General features: G+C 64.9%; 13 protein-coding genes and 1 pseudogene. 1 reads left to right on the top strand and 13 read right to left on the bottom strand.

Annotated features, from left to right (window positions below; translation table 11 throughout):
* The 13 genes and pseudogenes from IVA82_RS07575 to IVA82_RS07635 form a co-directional block, all read right to left on the bottom strand.
* Nucleotides 1-220, bottom strand: a pseudogene (locus tag IVA82_RS07575) (hypothetical protein); the annotation flags it as partial.
* 159 nt (nt 221-379) lie between these two features.
* A complete protein-coding gene (locus tag IVA82_RS07580; RefSeq protein WP_148738872.1) occupies nt 380-655 on the bottom strand; it encodes a DUF1488 family protein in 276 nt (91 codons plus the stop codon).
* Between the two features lie 80 nt (nt 656-735).
* Entirely contained in the window at nt 736-2,214 is a 1,479-nt protein-coding gene (locus tag IVA82_RS07585; RefSeq protein WP_247387628.1) for an AMP nucleosidase, read from the bottom strand.
* Between the two features lie 208 nt (nt 2,215-2,422).
* Entirely contained in the window at nt 2,423-3,757 is a 1,335-nt protein-coding gene (locus tag IVA82_RS07590) for an HlyD family type I secretion periplasmic adaptor subunit (RefSeq protein ID WP_247387629.1), read from the bottom strand.
* The gene (locus IVA82_RS07595; RefSeq protein ID WP_247387630.1) at nt 3,754-5,502 is read right to left on the bottom strand and encodes a type I secretion system permease/ATPase; all 1,749 of its coding nucleotides are present in this window, start codon (nt 5,500-5,502) and stop codon (nt 3,754-3,756) included. Before IVA82_RS07595 ends, IVA82_RS07590 begins: the two co-directional genes overlap by 4 nt.
* A gap of 262 nt (nt 5,503-5,764) precedes the next feature.
* Nucleotides 5,765-6,034, bottom strand: a complete 270-nt coding sequence (locus IVA82_RS07600; protein ID WP_247387631.1) for a GlsB/YeaQ/YmgE family stress response membrane protein — start codon at nt 6,032-6,034, stop codon at nt 5,765-5,767.
* Nucleotides 6,035-6,105: 71 nt separating this feature from the next.
* Nucleotides 6,106-7,080 carry an ABC transporter ATP-binding protein gene (locus IVA82_RS07605; RefSeq protein WP_247387632.1) on the bottom strand — a complete coding sequence of 325 codons (975 nt, stop codon included), beginning with the start codon at nt 7,078-7,080 and terminating at the stop codon, nt 6,106-6,108.
* The gene (locus IVA82_RS07610; protein WP_247387633.1) at nt 7,077-8,492 is read right to left on the bottom strand and encodes an amidase; all 1,416 of its coding nucleotides are present in this window, start codon (nt 8,490-8,492) and stop codon (nt 7,077-7,079) included. The genes IVA82_RS07605 and IVA82_RS07610 overlap by 4 nt, the downstream gene beginning before the upstream one ends.
* The gene (locus tag IVA82_RS07615; protein ID WP_247387635.1) at nt 8,489-8,686 is read right to left on the bottom strand and encodes a hypothetical protein; all 198 of its coding nucleotides are present in this window, start codon (nt 8,684-8,686) and stop codon (nt 8,489-8,491) included. The genes IVA82_RS07610 and IVA82_RS07615 overlap by 4 nt, the downstream gene beginning before the upstream one ends.
* Nucleotides 8,683-9,738 carry an ABC transporter ATP-binding protein gene (locus IVA82_RS07620; protein WP_247387636.1) on the bottom strand — a complete coding sequence of 352 codons (1,056 nt, stop codon included), beginning with the start codon at nt 9,736-9,738 and terminating at the stop codon, nt 8,683-8,685. Before IVA82_RS07620 ends, IVA82_RS07615 begins: the two co-directional genes overlap by 4 nt.
* 178 nt (nt 9,739-9,916) lie before the next feature.
* On the bottom strand, nt 9,917-10,819 hold the full coding sequence (locus tag IVA82_RS07625; RefSeq protein ID WP_247387637.1) for an ABC transporter permease: 903 nt from the start codon (nt 10,817-10,819) through the stop codon (nt 9,917-9,919).
* 216 nt (nt 10,820-11,035) lie between these two features.
* Nucleotides 11,036-11,989, bottom strand: a complete 954-nt coding sequence (locus IVA82_RS07630; protein WP_247387639.1) for an ABC transporter permease — start codon at nt 11,987-11,989, stop codon at nt 11,036-11,038.
* A 192-nt stretch (nt 11,990-12,181) separates the two neighbouring features.
* Nucleotides 12,182-13,840: an ABC transporter substrate-binding protein gene (locus tag IVA82_RS07635; protein ID WP_247387640.1), complete on the bottom strand. Its 1,659-nt coding sequence runs from the start codon at nt 13,838-13,840 to the stop codon at nt 12,182-12,184.
* 213 nt (nt 13,841-14,053) lie between these two features.
* On the opposite strand from IVA82_RS07635, the gene IVA82_RS07640 reads away from it, so the two are divergent.
* Complete coding sequence (locus tag IVA82_RS07640; RefSeq protein WP_247387641.1) at nt 14,054-15,649, top strand: ABC transporter substrate-binding protein; 1,596 nt, start codon at nt 14,054-14,056, stop codon at nt 15,647-15,649.
* Nucleotides 15,650-15,770: the final 121 nt, after the last annotated feature.

The raw sequence follows: 15,770 nt of genomic DNA on the forward strand, positions 1-15,770 counted from the left end.
CACGTACCGGCCGGCCATCTGCGGCCGCCTTCTTGCGCATGTCGGCAAGCCGGGCCGTCAAGGCGGCCAGGTCGCCGCCACCGATCGTATAGCGGCTCAGCTTCTGCGATCCCGGCAGCAACACGCCGAGCTTCCATTTCGCTTGGCTCAGTTCAAAAGCCAGATAAACCGTGGCATGCTCCGCTGCGGCGGGTGTCTCAGTGCGATCGAGCTTGATCATCTTGGTCCTCCGAGGCTGGATGGTTTGCAATCTAATCCTACCTCTCCTGACCACCCGCCACCCATAGGATCTGAGGTGCTCCCCATGCGGCGCGTTGCGCCACGTGTCTCGCACCTCAGGATGACGGAAAAGAGTCTGTGTCCGCCGCGACGATCGACACTACCGCCCCAAATGCCTCATGAAAATCCGCACCACGTAGCCTTTGAACCGCGGCGCCTCGTCGTAGAGATCTGAGGCGATACGCTCGATGGTCTCGCGCAAGGACAGGAACTGCGCCTGCCGCGCGCTGCCTTCGGTGCCCTGCATGCCCGCGAGCTCGTCCATTGCGGCATCGCTGATCTGGCAATGCACGACGTCGCCACCGTCCAGCATGGTGAAGCGGAAAGCCAGCCGTTCGAGGTCATGGCCAATAATCCTGTCGCGCGTCAACGGCATCCAAAGCAGTCCGGTCGGCCCCGCGCCGACAATGCTGAAAATCTCCGCCCCTGTCAGCAGCAAACCGACGGGAGCGCACCCTACTGAAACGCCACCTCGGCGAAACTGCGGAGCTTTCGCGAATGCAGACGCTCCGACTCCTGCTGCTTGAGCCGCTCCAGCGCCTTGAGGCCGATCTCGAGATGCTGGCCGACACGGCGGCGGTAGAATTCGCTGGCCATGCCTGCGAGCTTGATCTCGCCGTGCAGCGGCTTGTCGGAGACGCAAAGGAGCGTGCCGTAGGGAACGCGGAAGCGATAGCCGTTGGCGGCGATCGCGGCCGATTCCATGTCGAGCGCGACCGCGCGCGATTGCGACAGGCGGCGAATGACCTCGGGTCCGCTGATCTCCCAGTTGCGGTTGTCGACGCTGGCGACGGTGCCGGTGCGCATCAGACGCTTGAGCTCGAAACCCTCCAGCCCGGTGACGTCCTCGACCGCCTCCTCGAGCGCGACCTGCATCTCCGCAAGCGCCGGGATCGGCACCCAGAGCGGCAGCTCGCGATCAAGCACGTGGTCCTCACGCACATAGCCATGCGCCAGCACGTAATCACCGAGGCGCTGCGTATTGCGCAAGCCCGCGCAATGACCGAGCATCAGCCAGGCATGCGGCCGCAGCACGGCGACGTGGTCGGTGACGTTCCGCGCGTTTGACGGACCAGTGCCGATATTGATCAGGCTGATGCCGCGATAGCCGGGCGCGACCAGATGGAACGCCGGCATCTGCGGCGCGCGCGCGGGCACTACTCCGGTCGTCGCGCCGCCATTGCAGGTGATCACGTTGCCGGGTGCGACGAAGGCTTCGAGACCGACCTCGCCCGACTGAAGCCGCTGCTGGCAGAGCTGCGCGAAAGCATCGACATAGAACTGGTAATTGGTGAAAATCACGAAATTCTGGAAATGCTCGGGATCGGTGCCCGTGTAATGGTAGAGCCGGCGCAACGAATAGTCGACGCGTGCGGCACGAAACAGCGCGAGCGGCTCGGGCGCGCCCGGCTGCAGCTCGAAAGTGCCGTCGGCAATCGCATCGTCCATGGTGGCGAGATCGGGTACGTCGAACGCGTCGCGCAGCGAGTGCGTGACGGGCGAGTTCTCGCTGGTGGTGATGGCAGCTTCGATGTTGATGTCGCGGCGATAGGCGAAGTGGACGGGAATCGGCTCGCCGGATTCGCCGATCTCGACTGGTACGCCGTGGTTCTGGATCAACAACCCGATCTGCTCGGTGAGATAGGTCCGGAACAGGTCCGGCCGCGTCACGCTGGTTTCATGCACGCCCGGCCGGGCGACGAAGCCATAGGAAAGACGCGAGTCCAGCCGCGCATAGGTCGCCGTCGTGACACGGACGAAGGGATAGTAGGCCCGCACGCGCGTCGCGATCGCTTCACCATTGACATAGGCCTCGAACCGGTCGCGCAGGAATTTGGTGTTGCGCTCGTAGATCTCCTCGAGGCGGGCGACGGCCGCGGCCACATCGGTGAAGGCTTCGGTGGCGATGGGCGGTAGGGTCTGGATGGACTGCATTGTTCGACGCCGGGTTGTTGGGCTGGCTGCGTGGGGTCGAACTATACCAGAGAACGAGGAAGCGTAGGGTGGGCAAAGCGAAGCGTGCCCACCATCGTGATTGTCGCACAAAGATGGTGGGCACGGCGCTCGCGCCTTTGCCCCCCTACAAGATCTGGATTGCTTCGCTGCGCTCGCAATGACGGTGGAGACGACGCGCTTTCGCGCGTCACTTCTCGCGGAATGCCCGCATGAACTGGTCGTGCAGCGGCTTCATCAAATAGGACAGCATGGTGCGGTCGCCGGTCTGGACGAAGGCTTCCACCGGCATGCCGGGGATCATCCTGACGTCGCCGAGGCGGGCAACCTCTTCCGCCGGCATCGAGACGCGGATGGTGTAGTAGCTCTGGCCCGTGCGCTGATCGGTGGTGACGTCGGGCGAGACACGGCTGACGACACCGCTAAGCTCGGGCGTGGTGCGCTGGTTGAAGGCGGAGAGGCGCAGCAGCGTCTTCTGGCCGATCTGGAGCTTGTCGATATCGACCGGATTGACCTTGGCCTCGACCTGGAGGTCGTCGGTCTGCGGTACGATCAGCATGAGGGCGTCGCCGGCGGTAACGACGCCGCCGACGGTATGAACGGTCGATTGCAGCACCATGCCGTCCTGCGGCGCGCGGATGTCGACGCGGCGGAGCTGATCCTCGGCGGCGACCTTGCGCTCGATCAATTCGCCGATCTTGTCGTTGGTCTCGCGCAGGTCCTTGGAGACCTCGCTGACCATGTCCTTGTCGACCTGGATGATCTGGAGCTCGGTCTCGGTGATCTTGCCCTTGGCCTGCGCCCGCGAGGCGATGTACTGCGCGCGCTCGCCGTTGAGGCGGGCGCTATCGCGCTCGAGCGTGGTCAGGCGCGATATCTGCACCAGGTGCTTCTCATAGAGATCGCGCACGCCGATGAGCTCCTGCTGCACCAGCGAGATTTCCTTGTCCTTGGCCCGCTCCTGCGCGGAGAGACCCTCGATCTCCTCGTTGAGCTGCTGGATGCGCTCGCGAAGCTGCGCCTTCTGGCCCGCGCGGCCATTGACGCGGACGTCGAACAGCTTGGTTTCGGCGGAGAGCAGCGTCTTGACGTCGGGATCGTTGCTGCGGTCAAGCAGCGATTGCGGGAAATCGATCTTGTCGATCCCGCGCTGCTCGGCCTGGAGTCGCGCCGCGCGCACCTGCGCCGCGTCGAGATTCTTGGTGACGATGGCCAGGTTGGCCTTGGTGACGGTGTCGTCGAGCCGCACCACGATGTCGCCGGCCTTGACCAAATCGCCGTCGCGGGCGCGCAATTCGCCGACCACGCCGCCGGTCGGATGCTGCACCTTCTTGACGTTGGATTCGACCACGATCTGACCCGGCGCGATCAGTGCGCCGGAGATCAGTACGGTGGAGGACCAGCCGCCCAGACCGACGGCCAGGACGAGCACGATCGCGAGGCCGAGGATCAGGTGAAACCGGATCGACTCTCGGACGCTTCTTTTCGCGGCGGGCTTGCCGCCGCCAATCGCCATCGTGCTCATGGTTTGGCCACTCCGCCTTCGCTGACGATCTTGATCGGCGCCGGCGGCGTCACGCGCGGCTGGAGCACCTGGGCGAGGATCTGCTCCTTTGGCCCGAAGGCCTGCATGCGGCCGTCGCGCAGCACCAGGATCTGGTCGACCGCCTCGACGCCGATCGGCCGGTGCGCCACCACGACGACGATGGCGCCGCGCTCACGTGAAGAGCGGATGGCGCGTGTCAGCGCCTCGTCGCCTTCGGTGTCGAGGTTGGAGTTGGGCTCGTCGAGCACGATCAGGAATGGATTGCCGTAAAGCGCGCGCGCCAGCGCCACGCGCTGCGCCTGGCCCGCGGAGAGTGAGGCGCCCTGCTCGCCGACCTGCGTATTGTAGCCCTCGCGCATCTTGATGATCATTTCGTGCACGCCGGCCTCCTTGGCCGCGGCGATGATGCCATCGGAGCTGGCTTCGGGATCGAAGCGGCTGATGTTCTGCGCGATGGTGCCGCCGAACAATTCGACGTCCTGCGGCAGGTAGCCGATATGACGGCCGAGCATGTCGGACGACCATTGGTCGAGCGCCGCACCGTCGAGCCTCACCTTGCCACGCACCGGCTGCCAGACGCCGACGAGTGCGCGGATCAGCGACGACTTGCCGGAGCCGCTCGGCCCGATCACGCCGAGGCCGTTGCCGGCATCAAGCGCAAAGGTGACGTCCTGGACGATGAGACGCTGATCGCCGGGCGGCACCATGGCGACGCCTTCGACCGAAAGGCGGCTGGTGGGCGCCTGCAACTGGGTCGGCACCCCCTGCGCCGGCATCTGCTCCAGAAGACGGCTGAGGCGCTGCCAGCTCTGGCGCGCCGCGACGAAGGATTTCCAATGCGCGATCGCCAGATCGACCGGCGCCAGTGCACGCGCCGAGAGGATCGAGCCCGCGATGATGATGCCAGCGGTCGCCTCCTGGTGGATGACGAGATAGGCGCCGACCGCGAGCACGGCCGATTGCAGCATCATGCGCAGCACTTTGGCGACCGCGCCAAGACCGCCGGCGACGTCGCTGGCGCGCTGATTGCCGGCGAGATATTTTTCGTTGGCTTCGCTCCAACGCTGGTTCAGCCGCCCGGCCATGCCCATCGACACCAATACTTCGGCGTTGCGGCGGCTGGATTGGGCAATGTCGTTGCGCTGCGCAGCGAGCCCCATTGCCTCGCGCGCCGGCTGGCGGGACATGAATTCGGTGACCAGGGTCAGTCCGACCAGGATGATGGCGCCGATCAGCGCAGTGACGCCGATCATGACGTGGAAAGCGAAGCAGATGGCGAGATAGAGCGGCAGCCACGGCAGATCGAAGAACGCGCTCGGTCCCATGCCGCCGAGGAAGGAGCGGACATTGTCGAGGTCGCGCAGCGGTTGAAGACCTTCATTGCGGCTGCCGACCAGCAGCGGCAGACGCACGATGGTGTCGAATACGCGCCTGTTCAGGGCTTCATCGAGCGTGGTTCCGACCCGTCCCAGGATGCGGTTGCGGATCATGTCGAGCACGCCCTGCGCCATGTAAAGGCCGCTGGCCAAAACGATCAGGCCGACCAGCGTCGGGATGCTGCGGCTCGGCAGCACGCGGTCATAGACCTCCAGCATGAAGATCGACCCGGTGAGGTAAAGCAGGTTGATCATGCAGCTCATCAAGCCGACGCCGACGAACGCCGCACGACAGGCGCGCAGCGCGTCACCGAGCTCTGAACGGCGGAGGCCGGGAACGGCTGCCATCAGTCTGGTCTCTTTCGGGTGGGGGCCAAAGCCCCTGATTTCAAAGGCGAATTCAGAGGTAATCGACCCGGATTAATATCGCGTTTGCGCTCGTCGCCCAACGCAGTCGAATAATCCGGGACCTCTGTGACCCACATCTACCCCGACCTGCCTCGCACGCAAATCCGGATTCTCACAGTCTTGCGGCTTTTTCTTGCAGACATGTCACCTCCCCCCGGGCGAGGAGAGGTCGAAAATTGGATCAACTGACCCCGGGGTGCCGCTAGAACCGGCCGCCGCCGCGCACCAGCCGCACCACCAGCAGCAGGATGACCGCGCCGATGGCGGAATAGACGATCTCGGAAATCAGCCCAGTGCCGATGTGAATGCCGAGTTTCGGAAACAAAAAGCTCGCGACCAGCGCGCCTGCGATGCCGACCGCGATGTCGCCGATGATCCCGAACCCGGTTCCGCGCACCACCTTGCCGGCCAGCCAGCCGGCCACCAGGCCGACGAACAGGATGACAAGCAGGCCTTCGTTGGAAATGTACATAAGTGAGGTCCCTCTCCGTGAACGCGCCATGGAACCGGAACCGGGATGAATGGGGTCTGAATGCTCCCCGATTACGAGGCCGCCATCGCCTCCGCGTTCACGCACCGCGCCGCCCGTCCCGGCCCGACCACCACGTTCGGCGGCAGTTGCTCGAGGCAGCGCGGCTGGGCCACCGTGCAGCGCGGGGCGAAGGAGCAGTTGTGCGGCTTCTCGGCCAGTGATGGCGGGGTGCCGGGGATGGTTTCGAGCCGCTGCCCGCGCTTGGCGCCGTTGATGGTGGAGGCGAGCAGGCCCTTTGCGTAGGGGTGCACCGGCGAACGGACGATGTCGCGCAAGCTGCCCTGCTCCACGATCTGCCCGGCATACATCACCGCGACGCGGTCGCAGATCTCGATGGCGACGCCGATGTCGTGGGTGACGAAGATGACGGACATGCCGAACTCGCGCTGCAATTCGCGCAAGAGCAAGAGGATCTGGATCTGCACGGTGGCGTCCAGCGCGGTGGTCGGTTCGTCCGCGAGCAGGATCTTTGGCCGGCAGGCAAGCGCAAGCGCGATCATCGCGCGCTGGCGCATGCCGCCTGACATCTCGTGCGGATAGGCATCGAGCCGTCGCCTCGCGGACGGAATGCGCACCACCTCGAGCATCTCCAGCGCTCTCGCGCGCGCCTCCGCAAAACTCTTGCCTTCGTGGCGCACCACGCTTTCGGCGATCTGCGCGCCGATGGTGTAGACCGGATCGAGCGCGAGTGCGGGCTCCTGAAAGATCATCGACACCGTCTGGCCGCGGAAGGACGAGAGCTCCTCGTCATTCATGGCGATCACGTCGCGGCCCAGCACATTGACGCGGCCCGAGATCTGCGTGCGCTTCTTCGGCAGCAGCCGCATCAGCGCGCGCAGCGTCACGCTCTTGCCCGAACCGGATTCGCCGAGCAGGCCCAGCACCTCGCCATCGCCGAGGGAAAGACTGAGATCGTTCACGGCGTAGACCGTGCGCTCGCCGGTGAAGCGGATGTTGAGGCCTGAGATGTCGACGAGCTTTGTCATGACGGCAGTTTTGGTATCCGGTCGTGATAATCGGTGGCGCGCTGGAACGCGGCGCCGATGGTGAGCAAGGTCGCCTCGTCGAAGGAACGGCCGATCAGCTGCATGCCGATCGGCAGGCCGCTCCTGGTGAAACCGGACGGCACAGTGAGCGACGGCAGGCCGAGATAGTTGACGGGACGGGTGAACAGCGTCAGCCGCTGCAACACCGCCGGCGCGTTCGGCCCGCCGCCGACATCGCTTTCCTCGATCGTCGGCGCCGACACCGGAGAAGCCGGAGCGATCACCGCATCGACGCCGGCCGTGGCCGCATTGTGCGCGGCAAGCGCCGGCCCGCGCCAGCGCATCGCCTCAAGATAGGTGATGGCGGGAACGGCGAGGCCGTTCTGAAGCCGCATCAGGACCTGCGGGCTATAATCCTGCGGGCGTTCGATCATCCAGCGCTTGTGGAAGGCGGCGGCTTCGGCCGCGAGCACGAGCTGGCTCGCCGACGACAATTGCCGCTGGTCCGGCAATTCGACCGTGACGATGTCGGCGCCTTCGCGCTTGAGCACGGCGATGGTCTCATCCAGCACGCGCGCGACCTCGGCATCGAGATCGTCGACATAGAAGGACGCAGGCACGCCAATCTTCAGGCCCTTCAGCGATCCCTTGGTCGCGCCGACATAGTCCGACAGCGGCGCATGGCTCGCGGTGGAGTCCTCCAGATCAGGACCGGCCATCAATGCCAACAGCAGCGCGCAATCTTCGGCGGAGCGAGCGAGCGGGCCGACAGTATCGAGCGACTGCGACAGCGGCATCGCGCCGGCGCGGCTGACACGGCTCCAGGTGGTCTTCAGTCCCGTGACGCCGCAGAAATGCGCGGGCATGCGGATCGAGCCACCGGTATCCGAGCCGAGCGCCGCATAGGTCAGTCGCGCCGCGACCGACGAGCCGGAGCCAGACGACGAGCCGCCGGTGATGTGCGCGACATTCCAGGGATTGCGCACCGGGCCATAATGGGCGTTGTGGCCGGTCGGGCCATAGGCGAATTCGGCCAGATGCAACGTGCCGAGCCGGATCTGACCGGCGTCCTTCAAGCGCTGCAAGGCCGTTGAGGTTGTCGTCGCCACGAAATCGCGGCGGATCAGCGAGCCGCAGGTCGCGATTTTTCCGGCGTCGTAATACATGTCCTTGTGCGCGAGCGGCACGCCGTGCAGCGGACCGCGCACCTCGCCTTTGGCGAGCTCGGCGTCGGCGGCATCGGCCGCCTTCAGCGCGGCCTCGGATTCGATCGACATGAAGGCGTTGAGATGCGGCTGCCATTGCGCGATGCGGTGCAGCAGCGCGCGCGTCACCTCGTGCGAGGACACCTGCTTCATCGCGATCGCACGCGCGACCTCGGTGAGCGTCATCAAGGCGGGTTCGGTGCTCATTTCGACACCTTCTCGGCCTGCGCGAGCACGTAAGAAGCCGGCTCGAGGTCGAACGGCAGCGTGCCGGCGATGGCCGCAAAGCCCTCGAAAGCGGGCCCGATGGAATTGGAGATGCGCGTCGCGATCTCGTCGTCGACGGGAACACCGGCGACCTGCGCCGTCGCCTTGATCTCTTTTGTCGTCGGTCTCGTCATGCGGTTTCCCCTCTTGGCGCGCGGCTGTGGCCTGAACCTGGGATCGCCATGTAGCACGCGGCCTCGTGGCCCATTGTATCGAGCGCGGTGAGTTTTGGCGTGGCATTTGCGCAGAGCGGCTCCGCAAACGGGCAACGGGTGTGGAAGCGGCAACCCGGCGGCGGATCGATCGGATTGGGCGGATCGCCCGTGATCGGCGGCGTCTCGGTGCGCCGGTCCGGATCGGAGGATGGCATCGCGGCCAGCAGCGCTCGTGTGTAGGGATGCGCCGGCTGGTCCCAGACCTGGTCGACCGGGCCGAGCTCGACGACCTCGCCGAGATACATCACCAGCACGCGGTCCGAGATGTAGCGCACGACATTGAGGTCGTGGCTGATGAAGAGATAAGTCAGGCCGAACTCGCGCTTGAGATCAGCGAGCAAATTGAGCACCTGCGCCTCGACCGATTTGTCGAGCGCGGAGACCGCCTCGTCGAGGATCACCAGCCGCGGCGACAGCGCCAGCGCACGCGCGATGTTGACGCGCTGGCGCTGCCCGCCGGAAATCTCGTGCGGGTAGCGGTTGGCGAAGTTTGCAGGCACCAAGCCCACCTTGCCGAGCAGCTCGCGCGCCAGCGCGCGCGCGGCACCATCGGCCATGCCGTGGACCTTCGGGCCGAACGCGATCGATTCCTCGATGGTGAGGCGCGGATTAAGCGAGGCGTAGGAATCCTGAAACACCATCTGCATGCCGCGGCGCAATTCGCGCAGCGACAAGGACTGGCCGACGCTCATGCCGTCATAGATGATGTCGCCGGTGTCGCGCGGCATCAGGTGCATCAGAAGCCGCGCGGTGGTCGACTTGCCGCAGCCGGACTCGCCGACGATGCCGACGGTCTCGCCCTTGGCAACGGAGAACGAGACATCGTCGACGGCGCGTACAGTGCGTTTTGCGGCAAACAGCCCGCCGCGCACCGGAAAGTGCTTGGTCAGGCCGTTGACCTGAAGCAGCGGCTGCGCAACGCCGCCACGGTCCTCGACTGGCTCCAGCATGGCGATTGGTTCAGTTGTCATGGCCGCTGTCCTTCACCTCTCCCCATCGGGGAGAGGTCGCGCCAAAGGCGCGAGTGAGGGGGCGCGGCACCCTCAGTGGAGCGTCACCCCTCACCCGGATCGCATCTTGCGATGCGATCCGACCTCTCCCTTCGGGAGAGGTGTGCACCGCCCATGCCGCAACGTCTCTCATCATCTCTTAGTTCCTGATGTCCATGGCACTGCGCAGGCCGTCCGAGAGCAGGTTGAAGCAGATCGAGACCGCGAAGATCATCGCGCCCGGCAATGCCGCAACCCAGGGATTGACGTAGATCGCCGTGCGCAGCGTGTTCAGCATCAGGCCCCATTCCGGCTCCGGCGGCTTGGTGCCGAGGCCGAGGAAAGAGAGCCCGGCGGCGAGGATCATCGACACCGAGATCAGGCTGGTTGCGTAGACGAAGATCGAACCGAGCACATTGCCGAGGATATGCACGCGCATGATGGTGAAGGGCGAGGCGCCAGAAGCGCGCGCGGCCTCGACGAAATCCATGTTGCGAACCCCGGTGGTGACGCTTTCGGCGACACGGGTGATCTGCGGCACGAACACGACGGTCAGCGACACGATGGAATTGAGGATGCCGGCGCCTAGCGCGCCGGAGATGGCGATGGCGAGCAGCACGGAGGGGAAGGCGTAGAACACGTCGATGGTGCGCATAATCGCGGTGTTGAGCTTGCCGCCGACATAGCCGGCGACGAGGCCGAGTGAGGTGCCGATGCAGAACGCGAGGATGACCGGCAAGATGCCGATGAGGAGCGACAGCCGCCCGCCATAGATCAGCCGCGCCAGCATGTCGCGGCCGAGCTCGTCGGTGCCGAGCGGATAGCCGATCGTGCCGATGTGGCGCAGACGGCGGATCATCGAGCCCTTGTAGGGATCTTCCAGCCCGAGCCAGGGCGCGAGGATCGCGGAGACGAAAATCAAGAGCAGCACGAACGCGCAGGCCATGCTGACCTTGTCGCGGGCGATGCGGCGGCCGACGGTCGCCCAATAGCCACGCGCCTTGGTCGCGGGCGCAGCCTGGAGCGCGGCATCGCTGATGGCTTGAAGTGGAAGCTCGGTCATCGCCTAAAGCCGGATGGATTTTGATTGAATTGGAGCAGGCTCAGGACGCGGTGCACCTCTCCCGCTTTGCGGGAGAGGTCGGCGCGAAGCGCCGGGTGAGGGCTTTCTCCACGCAGGGGTTCTCGCTTGTGGCGACACCCTCTCCCCAACCCTCCCCCGCAGGTGGGGAGGGAGCGCACCGTTTGCGCGGCGGCAGCCGGGCTCGATCTCATCCCGCTAACCCCGCTTGATGCGCGGGTCGATCGCGGCTTGCGCGATGTCGACCAGCAGATTGAGAAAGACGAAGAACAGCGCCAACACCAGGATCGTGCCCTGCAACAGCGGCAGGTCGCGCTGGAAGATCGCCGAATTGAGCAGGAAGCCCGAGCCCGGCCAGGAGAACACCGTCTCGATCAGGATCGAGCCGCCGAGCATGTACCCCAACTGAAGCCCCATTACCGCGAGCGCAGTCGGCGCGGCGTTCTTGATGACGTGGCGGAACACACCCGTCTCATGCAGGCCCTTGGCGCGCAGCGCCTCGACAAAATCCTGCGAGAGAATATCGCCGGTGAGCGCGCGCACCGTGCGTGTGACGATGCCCATCGGGATCACCGACGTCGTAATCGCCGGCAGCACGAGATAGCGCAGATGCGCCCAGTCCCAGGCCCAGGCACCGGAGCCGCCGGGACCGGCGCCGACCGCGGGCAGCCAGTTCAGTTCGACCGAGAAGATGATGACGAGCACCATGCCGAGCCAGTAATGCGGCACCGAGACGCCGGCGATGGCAAACGAGGTCGCGAGCTTGTCGATCCAGGTCTCGCGGAAATAGCCGGCGATCAGGCCGAGCAGGATGCCCATCGTGAAGCCGATGATGGCGGCAGCGATGGCGAGTGTGACGGTGTTGCTGACCGCGCGCATGACTTCGGCGAGCACGGGGCGTCCGGTCGCGATGGAATTGCCGAGATCGCCATGAAGTGCACGGAGCAGCCAAAGCCCGAACTGCACCGGCAGCGGCCGGTCGAAACCGTAGGCGGCGCGCAGCTGCGCCGCGAGCTCCTGCGACGCATCGGCCGGCAGCACGGCAACCAGCGGATCGCCCGGCGTGATGTGCACGAGCAGAAAGCACACCAGCGCGACGCTGATGACGATCGGAATGACGTAGACGATGCGTCTGGCGATATAGGCGAGCACTTGCCGTTCTTTCTTCCTTCTCCCCTTGTGGGAGAAGGTGGCGCGAAGCGCCGGATGAGGGGTCGTCTCCGCGGGCGAAATTATACCAATGGAAGGGTCTGCATCCGCGGAGAGATACCCCTCACCCGGCTTCGCTTTCGCGAAGCCACCCTCTCCCACAGGGGGAGAGGGTGCACTGAGCAAGCCGATAGTCTACTGCATCGACACCAGCGAGAAGTCGATGAACCAGCTCTTCGGCTGCACCACGCCAGTCACCTTCGGGCTGATGGCGCGGGGGCCGACGTCGTGGGCGACGTAGAGGAAGGCTGCGTCGTCGACGGAGGCCGCGTGCAGTTCGGCGAGCGCGGCATCGCGTGCGGCTGGATCAAACGTCTGCCGCGCCTTCTTCACGAGATCGTCGAACTTGGGGTTGTTGATGAAGCCCCAATTGTTCGAGACCGGCGGCGCCATGCCCGATTGCAGGAAGCGCACCAGCGCGAAGAACGGGTCCATCGCCGCATAGGTAACGTTGGTCGCGTTCGCGCCGTTGGCAGAGGCGTCCTTGACGCCGCGGCGCCAATTGGTGAACAGCGTATTCCATTCGATGACGTCGAGCTGCACGTCGAAATAGCACTCGGCCAACGCCTGCTGCAGATATTCGTTCATCGGCAGCGGCTGCATCTGGCCCGATCCGGACGCCGAGGTCTGGGTCTTGACCGTCAGCTTCTTGTTCGGACCAAAGCCGGCCTCCTGCATCAGCTTTTGCGCAGCTGCCTTGTCATACTTGATCTCGAAGGTCGGCTTGCCGCGCCAGGGATGGCCGGGCTCGAACGTGCCGGTTGCCGGCACCATCAGCCCTGCAAGCAAGCCGTCCTTGAGGCCTTCGCGGTCGACACAGAGGTTTGCGGCCTTGCGCACGCGGATGTCGTTCCAGGGCGAACCTTCGACGCGCGAGAATTGCCAGGGCCAGACATGCGGCTGCTCGTTGGCGTAAAGCTTGAAGCCGCGCTGCTTGAGCTCGGGCAGCGCGTCCGGCGCCGGCGCCTCGACCCAATCGACCTGGCCGGAGAGCAGCGCTGCGGTGCGCGCATTCGCCTCTGGCATCGGCAGCAGCACCATCTTGTCGACCTTGGGCACGCGCGCCTTGTCCCAATAGCTGGCGTTCTTGACCAGCTCGAGCCGCTCGCGCGGGGTGAAGGCCGCCATCTTCCACGGGCCGGTGCCGGCGGCGTCCTTGGCGAACGCGGTCCAGGCCGCCTGCGACTTCGCTTTGGCGTCGGCACCTTCCGCCTTGTCATAGAAGTGCTGCCACTTCGCCGGGCTCGCCATGAAGAGATTGGTGAGGTTGATGGGAAGGAAGCTGTCGGGCTCCTTGGTGGTGAGCTCGACCGTCATGTCGTCGATCTTCCTGGCGGAGGCGAGCGTCGGCATGCGCGAGGCCGTGACGCCGACCTGGCTGGCGTCGAACTGCGGCGCGTCCTGCTTCAGCACCTTCTCGACGTTCCACACCACGGCATCGGCGTTGAACGGCGAGCCGTCATGGAAGGTGACGCCGGGGCGCAGCTTGAAGGTCCATTTGGTCTTGTCGGCATCGTCGACCTTCCAGTCGGTCGCAAGGCCGGGAATCACCACGCTGGCCTTGTCGGCCGAGGACAGGTCCCATCCTGTCAGCGCGTCATACATGGTGAGGCCGGTGAAGCGGTTGCCCTCAAAACCCTGGTCGGGCTGGCCCAGCGTGCGCGGAATATCGGCAGCGGTCATGCCGACGCGCAGCACGGTTTCGGCGCTGGCCACGCGCGGCCATGCGGCCGCGCTGCCGAGCGCCAGCAACGCGATCAGCGCCGCGCGGGTGTTGTTTTTCTTGATCAGCATCGTCTCAGTCCTCTTCCGGCTTTCAATGACTAAATTTGATGCAAGCGTATGCAATGGCTATGCCAATGGGGAAACTTATTCTTCAAATTGCCCCTGCGACGACAAGTCCTTGTGATGAGAGGTCGGCGAAGGCACCCTGCTGCCTATTCTGGCATCAAGATTGCAAGTTTGGTCCCGAATTCTCGCTTGAACTCTTTCCGGGGGCTCTGGACCATGCGTATCCGACTGTCGACCTGTCTCGCCGTGCTTGCGCTGGCGTTATCCGCAATCCCGGGGGGCGCCGAGACGGTGGTGCGCTATGGCATCTCGATGGCGGACATACCGCTGACGACCGGCCAGCCTGATCGGGGCGCCGGCGCCTACCAGTTCACGGCCTACACGATCTACGATCCCCTGGTCGCCTGGGAGATGGACGTCGCCGAGCGGCCCGGCAAGCTGGTGCCGGGCCTCGCCACCGAATGGAGGGTCGACGAGACCGACAAGAAGAAGTGGCGCTTCACGTTGCGCAAGGATGTGAAGTTTCACGACGGCAGCGAGTTCAACGCCGACGCGGTGATCTGGAATCTGGACAAGGTGCTCAACGACAAGGCGCCGCAATTCGACAAGCGGCAGAGCGCACAGGTGAAGACCCGCCTGCCCTCGGTCGCGAGCTACGCCAAGATCGACGACTCCACGGTGGAGATCACTACCAAGACGGTCGATTCCTTCTTTCCCTATCAGATGCTGTGGTTCCTGGTGTCGAGCCCGGCGCAATACGAGAAGCTCGGCAAGGATTGGGACAAATTCGCGAGCCAGCCCTCCGGCACCGGCCCGTTCAAATTGACAAAGCTGGTGCCGCGCGAGCTCGCCGAGCTCAGCAAGAATCCGGACTACTGGAACAAGAAGCGGATTCCCAAGGTCGACAAGCTGGTGCTGGTGCCGATGCCGGAAGCGTTGACGCGCACCAACGCGCTGCTCGCCGGCCAGGTTGATCTGATCGAGACGCCGGCGCCGGACGCCGTGCCACAGCTCAAGGCGGCCGGCATCAAGCTCGTCGACAACGTCACGCCGCATGTCTGGAATTATCACCTCAGCGTGCTGCCGGGCTCGCCCTGGACCGACATCCGCCTGCGCAAGGCGCTCAACCTGGCGATCGACCGCGAGGCGGTGGTGGGCCTGATGAATGGCCTCGCAAAGCCCGCCAAGGGCCAGGTCGATCCATCGAGCCCCTGGTTCGGCAAGCCGAGCTTCGAGCTGAAATACGATCCCGCTGCGGCGAAGAAGCTGGTCGAGGAGGCCGGCTACTCCAAGGCGAAGCCGCTCAAGGCCACCTTCATCATCGCGCAGGGCGGCACCGGCCAGATGCTATCGCTGCCGATGAACGAATTTTTGCAGCAGAGCTTCAAGGAGATCGGCATCGAGATCGACTTCAAGGTGGTCGAGCTCGAGACACTCTACACACATTGGCGCAAGGGCGCGGCCGACGAGATCAACGCCGGCATCACCGCCAACAACATCGCCTATGTCACCTCGGACCCGCTCTACGCGATCGTCCGCTTCTTCCATTCCGGCCAGATCGCGCCGGTCGGCGTCAACTGGGGCAGCTACAAGAACCCGAAGGTCGACGCGCTGATCGACGAGGCCAAGCAGACCTTCGATGCCACCAAGCAGGACGAGCTTCTGGCCCAGGCGCATGCGCTAATCGTCGACGACGCCGCGCTCGTGTGGGTGGTGCACGATACCAACCCGCACGCGCTCTCGCCCAAGGTCAAGCAGTTCGTGCAGGCGCAGCACTGGTTCCAGGATCTGACCACGATCGGGGTGGAGTGAGGCAGGCTGCGCGCCCGCCTCAATGGACGCGGTCGTCGCGGCCTTCGCCGGGACGACCGCCGCGAGCTATTGCCTACAAACGCCTCAACAGACTCGTCATTGCGAGCAGAGCGAAGCAATC

The organism is Bradyrhizobium sp. 142 (assembly GCF_023074015.1).
Classification (GTDB): Bacteria; Pseudomonadota; Alphaproteobacteria; order Rhizobiales; family Xanthobacteraceae; genus Bradyrhizobium.